The sequence below is a fragment of the Streptacidiphilus sp. MAP12-33 genome, from assembly GCF_041261265.1.
GTDB lineage: Bacteria > Actinomycetota > Actinomycetes > Streptomycetales > Streptomycetaceae > Streptacidiphilus.
This window is the reverse complement of sequence record NZ_JBGCCA010000001.1, coordinates 498,777-513,673: the sequence shown is the minus strand read 5'-3', so window position 1 is coordinate 513,673 and position 14,897 is coordinate 498,777. Positions and strand designations below refer to the sequence as shown.

Here is a 14,897-nt window from a genome sequence, read left to right as displayed (position 1 = left end):
GGACGTGTCGAAGCAAGAGCGAGGAGGCAGCCATGCCCGCTGTGACCGTTGAGAACCCGTTGGTCCTGCCGCGTGTGGAGACGCCGGACCCGGCTGTCACGTCCGCGCGCCCGGTACTGGGCGTGGTGACGGCCCCCGAGGGCTTCGAGGGCGAGGGCTTCCCGGTCCGTCGCGCGTTCGCGAAGATCAACACCAAGTACCTCGACCCGTTCATCATGATGGACCAGATGGGCGAGGTGGAGTACGCGGCCGGTGAGCCCAAGGGCACCCCCTGGCACCCGCACCGCGGCTTCGAGACCGTGACCTACATGATCGACGGCGAGTTCGTGCACCAGGACTCGACGGGCGGCGGCGGCCACCTCAGCGGCGGCGACACCCAGTGGATGACGGCCGGCTCAGGCATCCTCCACATCGAGACGCCGCCGGAGCACCTGGTGATGAGCGGCGGCCTCTTCCACGGCATCCAGCTGTGGGTGAACCTGCCGGCCTCGGACAAGATGATCCAGCCGAAGTACCAGGACATCCACGGCGGCGAGGTCAAGCTGCTGACCACCGCGGACGGCGGCGCGGTGCTGCGCGTCATCGCGGGCGAGCTCGGCGGCCACCAGGGCCCCGGCACGACCTTCACACCGATCACCCTGGTGCACGCCACTGTCAGCCCCGGCGCGCGGATCACCCTGCCGTGGCGTCCGGACTTCAACGCGCTGGTCTACGTCCTGAACGGCGAGGGCACGATCGGCGAGGAGAACCGGCCGATCCACCAGGGCCAGTCGGCGGTCTTCGGCGACGGCGACAGCATCGCCCTGCAGGCGTCCGCGATGCAGGAGTCGCGTTCGCCGAACATGGACGTGATCATCCTGGGCGGCGAGCCGATCAAGGAGCCGGTGGCTCACTACGGGCCGTTCGTGATGAACAGCCACCGTGAGCTCCAGCAGGCGATCGAGGACTTCAACGCCGGCAAGTTCGGCGTGATCCCGCCGACGCAGAACTGACCACTCCGACCGCTCGGCAGTCTCCGTTCAGCGCCGGCCGTTCAGCGCCGGCCGCTCAGCGCAGCCGCCCGTACAGGGCCGTGGCGTCGTCCTTGGCCTTGCCGCGCGGCCAGCGCGCGCAGGCAGGGTCGGCCGACTCCGTCTCCCGCACCCGGCGCACCAGCTCGGCCGGGCCGCGCTGGTCCATCAGGCGCATCGCGTCGGGCCAGCCGCCCAGGTCGAACCGGTCGACGAACCTCGCCGCCCCGTCGGTGAGCGCCGCGAACGCGCGGAGCTCGCCGAGCGGGGCGGCGCCCGTCTCCGCGTGTTCCGACGCGCGCGGGAGCGCGGCCGCGACCCACGGACCGTGGCCCGTGTTGCGGGCCGCCCGGACCGCCAGCGCGTAGCGCATGTGCAGGGAGGCCCGCTCCGGGCTGCCGTGCGCGGCGGCGTGGACCTGACGGCGCAGCCCCTCCCCCGCCGGGAACGGCTGGTTGTCCCCTATGACGGCGTAGGTGCCCTCCCGGTCCAGCACCAGCTGCGAATCCCCCAGCACCAGGTACTGCAGGCTCGGCCCGTGCACGCGGGCGGCGACGACCATCGCCGCCGGCGTGTTCGGGTGCGCGAGGTCGCAGCGGGCGCCGTGCAGGGACGCCGTCTCCGCGATCGCGTCGCTGAGGCACTGGGCCATCGTCCGGTCGGGGCGGTCGACCAGACGGGCCAGCAGGTGCACGCCCAGCCGCCGGACGAACCAGGCGGTGCCGTGCTCGCAGCCGTTCTCCATGGCCACAGGCGAACTGCAGCCGTCCAACAGGACGAACGCGTCGCCGCAGCTCGCGACGAAATCCTCCGAGGGGCGGTCGCCCCGTTGCGGTTCCCCCGCTATCTCCACGCGCATGGAGTCAGTGTGGGATGCCTCGCGCGCCGATGGCAGGACTTTGACACACCATCACCCGCAATTCGGCTTGTTCGCACACATGTCCCGAAAGCTGCGGAACTCGCCGACGCTCTCGGCCGCCAGTACGGCGTGCCCGATGGCCCGGGTGACCGCGTCGGCCGCCGCCGCGTAGAGCTCGTTCAGCGCGGCGGCCTCGACATGCACGGCGAAGGCGGCGTCACCCTCCGGGACCGGCAGCGGACGGGCCCCGGAGGCGAGGGCGAAGACGGTGTCGCCGTCGGAGAGCAGGTGCACCGGGCGCAGCGCGCGGGCGAGGCCGTCGTGGGCGGTCCCGGCGAGCTTGTGGGCCTGCGCCTTGGTCAGCGTCGTGTCGGTGACGACGACGGCGAGGGTGGTGTTGAGGCCCGGGTCCTGCGGGGACGCGCTCGGTTCGGCCCGCAGGTCGGGGAACTCGCCCGGCTGCCCGAACCGGGCGGCGTAGAGCTCGCCCGTGGCCGGGTCGACGGCGGACCCGACGGCGTTGACGGCGACCAGCGCGCCGACGGTCACGCCGGAGGCCAGCCGGACGGACGCGCTGCCGACGCCGCCCTTCAGGCCGCCCGCGACGGCTCCCGTCCCGGCCCCGACGTTGCCCTGTGGGACGGACGCGCCCTCCTCGGCCGCGGCAGCGGCCTCGACCGCCTCCCGGCCGAGCGCGGCGTCCGGGCGGGCGTGCCAGTCGCCGCCGCGGCCGAGGTCGAACAGGGCGGCGGACGGCACGACCGGCACGACCTGCCCGGGCTCCGCGCCGACGCGGAACCCGCGTCCCCGCTCCTCCAGCCACGCGACGACGCCTCCGGCGGCGTCCAGTCCGAAGGCGCTGCCGCCGGTCAGCACGATCGCGTCGACGCGCTGGACCAGGTTGCGCGGGTCCAGCGCGTCCGTCTCCCGCGTGCCGGGGCCCCCGCCCCGCACGTCGACGCCCGCGACCGCCCCGCCCTCGGGGGCGAGCACGACGGTCACCCCGGTCAGCGCGCCGTCTCCCACGCGCTGCGCGTGCCCGACGCGAAAGCCGGGAACGTCGGCGAGGGTGTTGGTGAGCACGTCGTCTGCCATGGCGTCAGCCTTTCACCGGGTCGGCAGGTTGCACTACCTCAGCGGCTGCGCCGCAGGGGCCGTGCAACGTCCGATGAGTACGATGAAAACCATGGTCTCCAGAGCCCCGTTCGAGGACCCGCACGACGCGGCGTCCGCGGCCCCCGCCGCGCCCGCGCTGGACGCGGCCGAGGCCGAACGCGTGGCCGGGACCTTGCAGGCGCTCGCGACGCCCTCGCGCCTGCGCATCCTGTCGCGGCTGCGGCAGGGCCCCTGCACGCCGAGCGAGCTCGCCGCCGACGTCGAGATGGAGCAGTCCTCCTGCTCGCACCAGCTGCGCCTGCTGCGCAACCTCGGCCTGGTCGTCCGCGACCGGCAAGGGCGGTCCGTGGTGTACGCGCTGTACGACGAGCACGTCTCCGCCCTGCTGGACCAGGCCGTCTACCACGTCGCGCACCTGCGCGCCGCGGGCGCGGTCAGTGCCGCGGAGGAGTGAGCTGGTGCGGCGGCTCGCCGCGCCGCACGGCGCCGGGCGCGCGCCGCGCCGGGCCGCCCGCCCCCCGCGAGGAGGACAGCTGCCAGGGGACGCTGATCACCATGACGCCCGGCATGAACAGCAGCCGGCTCTTCAGCCACAGCGCCGACTGGTTGTGCAGCGGCTGCTCCCACCAGTGGCCGACCACGTACTCCGGGATGAAGACCGCGACCGCGTCCCTGGGGGAGTCCCTGCGTAGGCCCTTCACGTAGCTGACCACCGGCCTGGTGATCTCGCGGAAGGGTGAGTCGAGGACCTTGAGCGGGATCTCGATGTCGAACTCCTCCCACTGCCGTTCCAGCTCCAGCGCCGCCTCCCGGTCGACGGCCGCGGTGACCGCCTCCAGGACGTCGGGGCGCAGCGCCTGCGCGTAGCCGATGGCCCGCAGGGTCGCCTTGTGCAGCTTGGAGACCAGGACCACGCCGTGCACCCGGGCCGGGCGGGCCCGTTCCATCGACGGGTCCTCGACCGCCAGCTCGTCGGAGACCTCGTCGTAGTGGCGGTGGATCGCCTTCATGTTGACGTAGAGGAAGATCGCCGCGACGACCGCCAGCCACGCGCCCTCGGTGAACTTGGTGATCATCACGATGACCAGGACCAGCGCGGTCACGCACGCGCCGAAGCCGTTGATGATCCGGGAGCGGTGCGCGCCGGCCCGGACCTTCGGGTCGCTCTCGCCGCCGCGCAGCAGCTCGTTCCAGTGCCGGACCATGCCGATCTGGGAGAGCGTGAAGGAGGTGAAGACACCGAGGATGTAGAGGTGGATCAGGTTGGTGACGTCGGCCTTGTAGGCGACCAGCAGGGCCACGTTGACCAGGGCCAGCGCCAGGATGCCGTTGGAGAAGGCGAGCCGGTCGCCGCGGGTGTGCAGTTGGCGGGGCAGGTAGCGGTGCTGGGCGAGGATCGAGGAGAGCAGCGGGAAGCCGTTGAAGGCGGTGTTCGCGGCCAGGACCAGGACCAGCGCCGTTGCCACCTGGATGTAGTAGAAGGGCACGCTGTGGTCGCCACCGAAGATCGCCGCGGCGAGCTGGGCGATGACGGTCTGCTGCGGGGCGCTGGCGCAGTTCGGGAAGCCGACGAGCTGGCAGCCGTCGTTGGTGATGTGGATCTTCGAGGTCAGCGCGAGCACGGTGATGCCGGAGAACATCACCACGGCCGTGATGCCCATGGCCGACATGGTCTGCGCGGCGTTCCTGCTCTTCGGCCTGCGGAAGGCCGGGACGCCGTTGGAGATCGCCTCGACGCCCGTCAGCGCCGTACAGCCGGAGGCGAAGGCCCGGAGCGCGAGCATCAGCAGGGCGAAGCCGGTGAGGGTGTCCTGGTGGTCGGTCGGGGTGATGGCGTACTTCGCGCTGGACGCGACCGGGCCGTGGCCGAAGGCCATCTTCACGAAGCCGGTGACGATCATCAGCACGATGCCGGCGATGAAGAGGTAAGTCGGCGTCGCGAAGGCCTTGCCCGACTCGCGCACCCCGCGCAGGTTCACTGCCGCCAGCAGCACGACGAAGACCACAGCCATCAGCACCCGGTAGGGCGCCAGCCCGGTGAACGCCGAGATGATGTTGTCCACGCCGGAGGCGACCGAGACGGCGACGGTCATCACGTAGTCGACCAGCAGCGCGGCGGCCACGACCAGGCCCGCGTTGGCGCCGAGGTTGCGGGAGACCACCTCGTAGGAGCCGCCGCCGCTCGGGTAGGCGTGGACCACCTGGCGGTAGGAGAGCACCACGACCGCCATCAGCACCACGACGCCGAGCCCGATCCACGGGGTCAGGTAGAGGAAGGCGGTGCCGCCGACCGTCAGCACCAGCAGGATCTCCTGGGTGGCGTAGGCGACCGAGGAGAGCGGGTCGGAGGCGAAGATCGGCAGTGCGATCCGTTTCGGCAGCAGCGTCTCGCCGAGTTCCTCGCTGCGCATCGCCCGGCCGATCAGCAGCCGCTTCACCACCTGAGGGATGTTCACCACGCACCGAGACTAGGCGACAGCGGACATCTCCCCATATTTCGCCGCGCGGGGCCCCTCCCGGCCGCGGAGCCCCGGCACGTCAGGAACGCGTAGAAGCCGAGGCGGGCACCGTCAAGGACTCGTCAGAAAGGGACGCGGCCGGCGCCACGGGCCGCCAGCATGGGGACTCGTCAGAACGACGCGCACGCACCACGACGCACCGTCCCCCGGGAGGGGTCATGTCGGCTTCCACGGCCACCACCGAAGAGTCCACGCCGCATCCGATACCCGGGGCCGCCGACCCCGCCGAGAAGCACCGGCTCTCGGCGCTCGGCGGCCTGGCCGCGCTCTCCCTGGACGCCATGGCGTCCGTGGCCTACGGCCCCGAGGCGATCGTCCTGGTGCTCGCCACGGCCGGTGCGCACGGGCTCGGGTTCACCCTCCCGGTGACGCTGGCGATCGCCGCGCTGCTGACGGTGCTGACCTTCTCCTACCGGCAGGTCATCGCCGCCTTCCCCGACGGCGGCGGCTCCTACGCGGTGGCCAAGGCCCACCTGGGCCACCGCACCGCGCTGGTCGCGGCCGCCTCGCTGGTCGTCGACTACATCCTGAACGTCGCGGTCTCCGTCACCGCCGGCGTCGCCGCGCTGACCTCGGCCCTCCCCGCCCTGTACGGGGACCGGGTGTGGCTCTGTCTGGCCGTGCTGGCGCTGGTCACCGCGGTCAACCTGCGGGGCATCGCCGAGTCGGCCCGGGTCTTCGTCATCCCGACGGTGGTCTTCGTCGCCTCGATCCTCGGCGTCATCGTCGTCGGCCTCTTCCGCACGCACCCGGTGGAGCTGCTCGCCGCCGGACACGCCTCGGTCGTCGCCTCCAACGCCACCTCGATCGGTGTGCTGCTGCTCCTGCGCGCCTTCGCCTCCGGCTGCTCCGCCCTGACCGGCGTCGAGGCGATCGCCAACGCCGTCCCCTCGTTCAAGGTCCCGCGCGTCAGGCGCGCCCAGCACACCGAGATCGCGCTGGGCGTGCTGCTGGGCGTCATGCTCATCGGCCTGGCGGTCCTGATCGGCCGCTTCCACCTCCAGCCCGTCGACGGCGTCACGGTGCTGGCCCAGCTGACCGACGCCGCGTTCGGCCACGGCTTCTTCTTCTACCTCGTGCAGTTCGCCACGATGCTGCTGCTGGCGCTCGCCGCGAACACCTCCTTCGGTGGTCTGCCGGTCCTGCTGCGGCTGCTGGCCCGCGACCACCACCTGCCGCACGTCTTCGCGCTCCGCGCCGACCACCAGGTCTACCGCCACGGCGTGCTGGCCCTGGCCGGGGCCTCCGCCGTGCTGCTGGCCGCCTCCGGGGGCGACGTGAACAGCCTCGTCCCGCTCTTCGCCATCGGCGTCTTCGTCGGGTTCACCATCGCCCAGGTCGGCATGGTCCGGCACTGGTGGCTCGCGCGCTGCGCCGGCTGGCGTGGCAAGGCGCTGACGAACGGGTTCGGCGCGCTGCTCACCGCGGCGGCGACCGTCGTCGAGACGCTGACGAAGTTCACCGAGGGCGCCTGGCTGGTCGTCACCCTGCTGCCGCTGCTGGTGCTGCTCTTCACCGCCGTACGGCGCGGCTACGCCCGCATCGGCGAGAAGCTGGAGCTGGGCATGGTCCCCGCCGCGCCGGAGCCGCGGCACTCGCTGGTGGTCGTCCCGGTCGGCGCGCTGTCGCGGCTGACCCGCGAGGCCCTGTCGGCGGCGGTCTCGCTGGGCGACGAGGTCGTCGCGGTGACGGTCGTCCCCGGTGAGTCCGACACGGAGGAGCGGGAGGCGGCGGAGGCGCTGCGCCGCGACTGGGAGCTGTGGCAGCCCGGTGTGCCGCTGGTCGAAATCCCCTCCGCCCGCCGCGAACTGGCCCGCCCGCTGGTCCACTACGTGCGCGGGCTGCGCGCGGAGGACGGCGCCCACCGGTACGACCGCGTCACGGTGCTCGTCCCCGAGGTCGAACCGGAGCACTGGTGGACCTGGCCCCTCCACAACCAGCGCGGCGCGCTGATCAGCCGCGCGGTGCGGCGGGGCACGGACGCCACGGTCTGCCGCCTCCGCCTGCGCCTGAACGCGTAGGGCGCAGGAGGGCGCAGGAGGGCGCAGGAGGGCCGGGACGAAAACCGACCTTCCGCCCAAGAGGTGGCCGAACGGAGAAGTGCGTCGCCCCACGTCAGCGGCGGCTGTTAGGCTCCGCCTGCGCCAGGGGGGAGCCCGAGGCCGCCGCAGGCTCGCCCGCCAGGGCTCGAGCCCGGTACGCACCGCGCGGCGGCATCGGTCAGGACCGTCCGGTACGCGCCTTTCGACGTTCCTCCCGAGGGAGAGCCTGTGCTGTCCGACCGTTCCCGGGTACTGAGCACGGCCGCCGCGGCCTTCACCGCAGCAGCCGTCGCCGTCGCCCTGACCGTGACCGGCAGTGCCGTCGCCACGGCCGCCACCGCCACCGGGGCCACCCCGGCGAGCAGCGGCGCCGCGGGCATCGGCACACCGGTCGACTTCCCCGGTACCGTGGCGGCCCGTCCGACCGCGGAGACCCTGATCAGCGCCGGGACCACCGGGTTCCTGCACCAGCGCTACGGCAGCAGCGACCTGCTGTGGACGCGGTACGACACCGGCGCCACGGTCACGGCGTTCACGCTGCCCATCCGCGTCGTCCCGGCGAACCTCCGGCTGACGATCCCGGGCGAGTACGGGGCCGGCTCCGACGTCGTCGCCCGCTTCGACGGGAGCGCCCCGACCTCCGTGACCCTGTACGACATGGGCGCGGGCGGGGCACAGAGCGTCGTGGCGCTCGGCACCCTGGCCTACGACGGCACCTACGGCCGCACCGTGGTCGCGACAGGCACCAGCGGCGCCGGCACGGGCGTGCACCTGCTCACGCCGGACGGCTCCGGCGGAACGAAGGACGTCCTGGTCACCGGCATGCCGACGGCGCTGGTCGGGCGGACGACCCACGTGCTGGCCGGCGACGCCACGGCGGTCGTGCTGCAGTACACGGACGCGTCCGGCGCCCACCAGGCGCTGGTCGATCTCGCCTCGGGTACGGCCGTCGCGCTCCAGCTCAACGCCTCCGGCGCGGCCGTCACGCCCGCCCAGGTGGCTCTGTCCCCCACCTCGATCCTCTTCTGGGCCGGTGGCACCAACCCCGTCCAGCTCTTCTCCCGGGCGAACCCCTCGGCCGCGCCCGCCGCCGTGCAGACCCCTGCCAAGCAGCTCAACCTGAACGCCCCCGCCCTCGCCGAGGTCGCCGGGTCCGTCCTGGCCGTGCAGACCCCGCAGGTGGCGGCGACGAACGGCGGCGCCCTCAGCTCGACCCCGGAGGCGGGCGGCGCGAGCGGCACGCTGCTCGCGCTCACCGACGACGCACTGCTCGCGACGCCCGACGGCGGCGCCCTGGTCGCGGGCAACACCCAGAACACCTACGGCGGCGACACCTGGGGCTTCTACCGGATCGCGCCCGGCGCCTCCGGACCGGCAGCCGCGGAGATCGCCCCGCTGGACCGTCAGGTGTCCCCGGTCGCGGGCTTCGCCCTGGAGCGCGGCACGGCCACCGTGTGGAGCGGCGACACCGACACGATCTGGAGCCGCACCCTCGCCGGCGGCGCCTTCGGCGCCCCGACGACGATCGCGACCACCAGCTCCGCGTCCGGGCCCGTCATCGCCACCGGTGACGGACACGTGGCCTTCGACGACAACGGCGAGCTCGCCAAGGCCGGTGCCACCGGCACAAGCGCCTGGATCAGTGCGTCGAACGGCACGGCGGTCGACGCGGACGGGCGCTACGTGCTCTCCAACAGCGGCGCCCTGACCGCCTCGGACTTCGGGACCGGTGACGTCCTCGGTCCGGTCGGGGCTCCGCACGGGAACGCCGGGCAGCGCCCGGGCGCCGTCTGGGGCGGCTTCGCGTACGCCGGCTCCGGCCGGGCGGGCGCGGTGACGATCGAGGACCTGGCGCACCAGCGCGTCGCCGGAGTCGTCGACAGCGGCGCACCCTGCGTCGGTCCCGAGGTGCAGGTCGTCGGCCGCTGGCTCTACTGGGCCTGCGACACCCACACCGCCGGGATCCTCGACATGGCCGACGGTGCCCGCTACGGGCTGCCGGCAAGCGGTACCGGTTACGACGACGCCCTCCTCGGCGACGGCTTCGTCGTCCACCACGACGCGACGGCCGGGCAGTTGGTCCTCGACGACGTCCACACGGACACGGACGCCGCGACCACGACCATCGCCTCCCTCGGCGGCGGCTCCGCCTACCCCGACCGTGACCTGGCCTGGACCGTGGACCGCTACAGCCCGGAGGTGGGCTGGCACGGCGACGACAACGTGTTCCACGTCGCCCCCGTCGTCGGCGTCCCCGCCTCCGCGGCCTGGACCCCGACGAGCACGCCCGTCTCCGTCCCCTCGTGGCTGACGCCGGTCGCGTTCACCTACGGCGCGGGCACGTCCGACATCCGTCAGTGCACCGGCGTCCTGATGGCGCCGACCCGCGTGCTGGCCACGGCCGACTGCTACACCGGGCACGGCGCGAGCAGCGTCGGCTGGAACTACAACCGGTCGACCGGTGAGATCAACGGCGGCGGCAGCAACCCCCCGTACCTGCTCGACCAGCGCTACAACGCGACGACCCGGCAGGACGACGTGAGCGTGACGCGCTCCTACGACGCCGCGTCGAGCCATGTCGCCACGCTCGCGGGCGCGTCCGACAGCGCCCTGTACCGGCCCGGCACGACCGCGACCTTCTACTCCTGGTCCAACCTGGGCTGGGACGGGCCGGACGGTATCCGCACCCCGCACGCCGAGACGGTGCAGCTCCAGTCCCCCGCCACCTGCGCGCAGTTGCTCGGCCACGCACTCCCGTCCGGCTCCGTCTGCACCGCACCGGCCCCCGGCGCGGCCTGGGTGGCACCGCAGGACCAGTGCGTGGGTGACGCGGGCGGTGCGCTCGTCGCCGGTGGCAAGGTCATCGCGACCTCGGCGACCCCGGTGGGCTCCTGCGCCTCGGCCGCGGTCCGCGTCTACACGGCGACCGCGCCGAAGATCGCGCTGGAGCGCGGCTGGAGCCGCGACCTGGGCGCGTGGGACGAGGGCCTGGGCTTCGGCGGCATCACCGCGACCACGTCGGACGGCGAGCTGGCCGATTTCTGCTCCAGCGACATGCACGCCTGCCTCAACCAGGGCGTGGGCATCGTCAGCGACATCGGCCGGCAGTTCAACCTGGTGCTCGCGGCCGGCGACCTGAACGGCGACGGCAGCCCCGACCTGCTGATCCGCAGCACGTCCGGTGCCCTGTACCGGTTCTGGGGCCTCGGCGTCGGGGACGGCAACCTGGACGGCACCCACAAGTCCCTGTACGGCTACGGCTGGAACCAGTACACCCGCATCCTCGCCCCCGGCGACCTGACCGGCGACGGCCTCACCGACGTCGTGGCCGTCGACCGCTCCGGCGTGATGTGGCTCTACCCCGGCACCGCCAACGGCGGCCTCGGCAGCCGGATCCGCGTCGGCGGCGGCTGGAACGCCTTCAACCTCGTCGCCGGGAACGGCGACCTGACCGGTGACGGGATCGCCGACCTGGTCGCGCGCGACTCCGGCGGCCGGCTGTGGACCTTCGTCGGCAACGGTCACGGCGGGTTCCTGCCGCACCCCGTCTACGTCGGTTCGGGCTGGGGCCAGTACAACGCGATCGTGCTCGGCGGCGACCTGGACGGGCAGGGCCACCAGCAGCTGATCGGCCGCCTGCCGAACGGCCAGTGCTACCTCTACACCGCCACCGGCGCGGGCGGGTTCCACTTCACCGGCGCGGTCGGCGGCAACAGCTGGGAGCGCTACGCCCGGCTGAGCTGAGCCGGGCGGTCGCACAGAGCCCGAGGGGCGCGGATCTCCGCGCCCCTCGGGCTTTCCGCTGCGCTAGGGAGGCGTATGGATGTCCCCGCCCCGCGTATGGAAGGCGTCAAGATCGCACGGGGCAACCACCCGGCGAGGGTGAGATGGCGGGGTGTTCGAGGATTCCGCACCCGCGTCGATGCCGACGCCCCTGCTCTTCGTCGTGGCCTTCGGCGTCGCGCTCGCGGCATCGGTCATGGCCGGTGCGGTCACCACGCCCAAGCACGCCGTGGTCGGCCTGGTACTGATGGGCGCGGCCTGTGCCGCCGTCTCCCGGCGCGGCAGCGGCCTGCGCGCCGCCCTGGTGATCACGCCGGTGTTCTGGCTCTGCTTCGACGGGTTCGTGGAGCACCGGGACGGGACGCTCGGGTGGGACGGGTGGCCCGAGGCGTGGCGGTTCGCCGCGCTGCTCGGGGCGGCGCTGCTGCCGCTGGTCGCGCGCGGGGCGCACGGACTGTGGACCGCGCGGAAGCGGTTCCGGCGGGCCTCGCTGGAGTGGTACGAGCCGGAGATGCCCGAGCGCAGGCACCCCTCCGCCTGGAACTGACGGTTCAGCCCCGCAGGACGCGGGCCCGGCAGGCGGCCGGGGTTCCCCAGGCGTCCCGCAGCGGGCGTGCCTTGCGCAGCCACAGGGACAGGTCCAGCTCCTCGGTGTAGCCGATCGCCCCGTGCAGTTGCAGGGCGGCCCGGGCGGCCGCGTACCCCGCCTCGCCGCAGGCGAGCTTCGCCATGGCGAGCTCCACCGGGTCGAGGGAGAGCGCGGCGGCGTGCAGCAGCGGCCGAGCGAACTCCAGCCCGATCAGCACGTCCGCGAGGCGGTGCTTGACCGCCTGGAACGAGCCGACGGCCACCCCGAACTGGCGTCGCTCGCGCACGTACGCGACGGTCCGCTCCAGCAGCGCGCGCCCAGCCCCGAGCGCCTGCGCGGCGGTCGCGAGCGCCGCCCACTCCCGCGCCCGCTCCGCCGCGACGGCCACCTGCGGGCCCTGGGCGAGCAGTTCGCCGCCGTCGGCGGTCGCGAAGAGCCGCCGCACGGGGTCGTGCGACGCCACGGCGGCGCCGGGTCCGGCGGCCCGCCACAGCTGCTCCCCGGCGACGACGAGCACGACGTCGGCGACGTCGGCGTCGAGCGCGTAGGTCTCCGCGCGGAGGGTGGCGAGGGCCGTGCCGGCGGCGAGGCGGGGGAGCCAGGTCTTGGCCGGGGTCGGGTCGCCGGTCTCGGCCAGGGTGGCCAGCAGCACCGCCGTCGCGGCCGTCTCGACCACCGGGCCCGGGACCGCGTGACGGCCCAGCGCCTCGAAGGCGAGCGTCAGTTCCAGGGGCAGCGCACCGGCGCCGTCGAAGGACCCGGGGACGGCCAGGGCGAAGACGCCCGCGTCCGCGAGACGGGTCCACAGGGCGCGCCCCGGGGCGTGGTCGCCGCGCGACCAGGCGCGGGCGGCGGCCGGGGTGTCGGCGGCGGTCAGGAGCGCGTCCAGGGTGCGGGCGAAGTCCCGCTGCTCGGCGTCGAGGAGGAAGCGCACGCTTACCGCCGTCCCTTGGGCAGGCCGAGCAGCCGCTCGGCGATGATGTCGCGCTGGATCTCGTTGGTGCCCGCGTAGATCGGTCCGGCCAGGGCGAAGACCCAGCCCTCCGCCCAGGGGCCGTCGGCACGTTCGGCCTCCCGACCGCCGAGCAGGTCGAGCGCGGTCTCGTGCAGGGCGATGTCGTACTCGGACCAGAAGACCTTGTTCAGGCTCGACTCCGCGCCGATGCTCTCCCCCGCCGCGAAACGGGACGCGTTGGCGTAGGTGAACAGCTGGTAGGCGCGGGCGCCGGTCAGCGCGTCCGCGACGCGGTCCGCGACGCCGGGGTCACGGCCGCCGGACTCCCACAGGGCGGCCAGCCGCCGCGCGGAGGCGAGGAAGCGGCCGGGCGAGCGCAGTGTCAGGCCACGCTCGTTGCCCGCCGTGCTCATCGCGACGCGCCACCCCTCGCCGGGCGCGCCGATGACATCCTCGTCGGGTACGAAGACCTCGTCGAGGAAGAGCTCCGCGAAGGCGGGCTTGCCGTCGAGCCGCCCGATCGGACGCACCGTCACCCCCGGTGCCCGCAGGTCGAACATCAGGTAGGTGAGGCCCGCATGCGGTCTGGGCAGGCCCGGTTCGCTGCGGAAGAGCCCGAACGCCCGGTCGGCGAAGGCCGCCCGCGAAGACCAGGTCTTCTGGCCGCTGAGCAGCCAGCCCCCGTCCGTGCGGACCGCGCGCGAGCGCAGCGAGGCGAGGTCGGAGCCGGACTCGGGCTCGGACCAGGCCTGCGCCCAGACGACCTCGCCGCGCGCCATGGGCGGCAGCACGCGGGCCCGCTGCTCCTCGGTGCCGTGATCGAAGAGGGTGGGGGCGAGCAGGTTGATCCCGTTCTGGGAGACGCGTCCGGGCGCGCCGGCGGCGTAGTACTCCTCCTCGAAGACGAGCCAGCGCACGATGTCCGCGCCGCGGCCGCCGTAGGGCTCCGGCCAGGAGACCACCGCCCAGCGGCCAGCTGCGAGTTCGGCCTCCCAGGCGCGGTGCGCGGCGAAGCCGTCCCGCGTCTCCAGTGAGGGCAGCGGCTCGGCGGGGACGTGCGCGTCGAGCCAGGCGCGGGCCTCGGCGCGGAAGGACTCGACCTCGGGATCGTGGGTGAGGTCCACGCTCTAGGCCCCCGCCTGCTTCTTCATGGCGGCGACGTCCATGCCGCCGAGGGAGTCCGCGGCGACCTCCGCGTTGTGGGCGTGCGCGAGGTGGTGCAGGCCGAACACGGAGTCCATCCCGGCGTGCAGGCCCTGGAGGTCCTCGGCCTGGTTGACGGCGCGCTTGGTGAGCGCGAGGCCGAGGCGCGGCATCTGTGCGATGCGCTCCGCGAGTTCGAGCGTCCGCTCCGCCAACTCGGAACGCGGGACCACCCGGTTGACCATGCCGACCTCGTAGGCGCGGCGCGCGTCGATCCGGTCGCCGGTGAAGAGGAACTCCTTGGCGATCCTGGGTGGCATCACCCACGGGTGGGCGAAGTACTCGACGCCGGGGATGCCCATCCGCACCACCGGGTCGGCGAAGAACGCGTCGTCCGCGGCCACGATCAGGTCGCAGACCCAGGCCAGCATCAACCCGCCTGCCACGCAGGCGCCTTGGACGGACGCCACGACCGGCTTGGGCAGCTCGCGCCAGCGTCGGCACATGCCCAGGTAGACCTCGGACTCACGGGCGTAGCGGCTCTCCGCGCCCTGCTTGTCACTGTGGTCCCACCACAGGCCGGCACGGCGCTCGAAGGGCAGGTGGGCGTCGCGTTCCGGGGTGCCTATGTCGTGCCCGGCGGAGAAGTGCTCGCCCGCTCCGGCGAGGACGACGACCTTCACCTCGCCGTCCCCCGCGGCCCGGTAGAAGGCCTCGTCGAGGGCGTACGTCATCGCCGAGTTCTGGGCGTTGCGGTAGCGCGGACGGTTCATCGTCACCAACGCCACTGGGCCGACTCGCTCGTAGAGCACCGGGGGTTCGCCGGACGAACCGTCGGGGGCCGCACTCATCTCGGGACTCCTTCCCTAACAAGTGTTTGG

Annotated in this window: 11 protein-coding genes; 5 read left to right on the top strand and 6 right to left on the bottom strand. The window is 73.4% G+C overall.

The features are described from left to right. The first annotated feature begins 32 nt into the window (after positions 1–32). Positions 33–992, top strand: a complete 960-nt coding sequence (locus ABH931_RS02395; RefSeq protein ID WP_370109327.1) for a pirin family protein — start codon at positions 33–35, stop codon at positions 990–992. A gap of 55 nt (positions 993–1,047) precedes the next feature. Here ABH931_RS02395 and ABH931_RS02390 read toward each other — a convergent pair whose 3' ends face one another. After that, a complete protein-coding gene (locus tag ABH931_RS02390; protein ID WP_370109326.1) occupies positions 1,048–1,869 on the bottom strand; it encodes a protein phosphatase 2C domain-containing protein in 822 nt (273 codons plus the stop codon). Between the two features lie 51 nt (positions 1,870–1,920). After that, positions 1,921–2,964 (bottom strand): P1 family peptidase, encoded by a 1,044-nt coding sequence (locus tag ABH931_RS02385; protein WP_370109325.1) that lies wholly within the window; start codon positions 2,962–2,964, stop codon positions 1,921–1,923. A 91-nt stretch (positions 2,965–3,055) separates the two neighbouring features. Here ABH931_RS02385 and ABH931_RS02380 point away from each other — a divergent pair, with 91 nt between their 5' ends. Further along, positions 3,056–3,439 carry an ArsR/SmtB family transcription factor gene (locus ABH931_RS02380; protein ID WP_370109323.1) on the top strand — a complete coding sequence of 128 codons (384 nt, stop codon included), beginning with the start codon at positions 3,056–3,058 and terminating at the stop codon, positions 3,437–3,439. Here the strand turns inward: ABH931_RS02380 and ABH931_RS02375 are convergent. Continuing rightward, positions 3,420–5,444: an APC family permease gene (locus ABH931_RS02375; protein ID WP_370109321.1), complete on the bottom strand. Its 2,025-nt coding sequence runs from the start codon at positions 5,442–5,444 to the stop codon at positions 3,420–3,422. The two genes, ABH931_RS02380 and ABH931_RS02375, sit on opposite strands and share 20 nt — an antisense overlap. Before the next feature lie 218 nt (positions 5,445–5,662). Between ABH931_RS02375 and ABH931_RS02370 the strand changes: the two genes are divergently transcribed. The 3 genes from ABH931_RS02370 to ABH931_RS02360 all read left to right on the top strand — a co-directional run bounded on the left by ABH931_RS02370 (position 5,663) and on the right by ABH931_RS02360 (position 11,876). Further along, positions 5,663–7,525 carry an APC family permease gene (locus ABH931_RS02370; RefSeq protein ID WP_370109319.1) on the top strand — a complete coding sequence of 621 codons (1,863 nt, stop codon included), beginning with the start codon at positions 5,663–5,665 and terminating at the stop codon, positions 7,523–7,525. Between the two features lie 249 nt (positions 7,526–7,774). Next, on the top strand, positions 7,775–11,290 hold the full coding sequence (locus tag ABH931_RS02365; RefSeq protein WP_370109317.1) for an FG-GAP-like repeat-containing protein: 3,516 nt from the start codon (positions 7,775–7,777) through the stop codon (positions 11,288–11,290). A 151-nt stretch (positions 11,291–11,441) separates the two neighbouring features. Continuing rightward, positions 11,442–11,876, top strand: coding sequence for a hypothetical protein (locus ABH931_RS02360; RefSeq protein WP_370109316.1), 435 nt, complete (start codon positions 11,442–11,444; stop codon positions 11,874–11,876). Between the two features lie 4 nt (positions 11,877–11,880). On the opposite strand, the gene ABH931_RS02355 is transcribed toward ABH931_RS02360, so the two are convergent. From ABH931_RS02355 to ABH931_RS02345, 3 genes are read right to left on the bottom strand one after another with little or no spacing between them, the layout of a single operon-like run. Further along, the gene (locus ABH931_RS02355) at positions 11,881–12,852 is read right to left on the bottom strand and encodes an acyl-CoA dehydrogenase family protein (RefSeq protein ID WP_370109315.1); all 972 of its coding nucleotides are present in this window, start codon (positions 12,850–12,852) and stop codon (positions 11,881–11,883) included. A gap of 2 nt (positions 12,853–12,854) precedes the next feature. Further along, positions 12,855–13,997: an acyl-CoA dehydrogenase family protein gene (locus tag ABH931_RS02350; RefSeq protein ID WP_370109313.1), complete on the bottom strand. Its 1,143-nt coding sequence runs from the start codon at positions 13,995–13,997 to the stop codon at positions 12,855–12,857. A gap of 3 nt (positions 13,998–14,000) precedes the next feature. Then, positions 14,001–14,867 carry an enoyl-CoA hydratase gene (locus ABH931_RS02345; protein ID WP_370109311.1) on the bottom strand — a complete coding sequence of 289 codons (867 nt, stop codon included), beginning with the start codon at positions 14,865–14,867 and terminating at the stop codon, positions 14,001–14,003. Positions 14,868–14,897 lie beyond the last annotated feature (30 nt).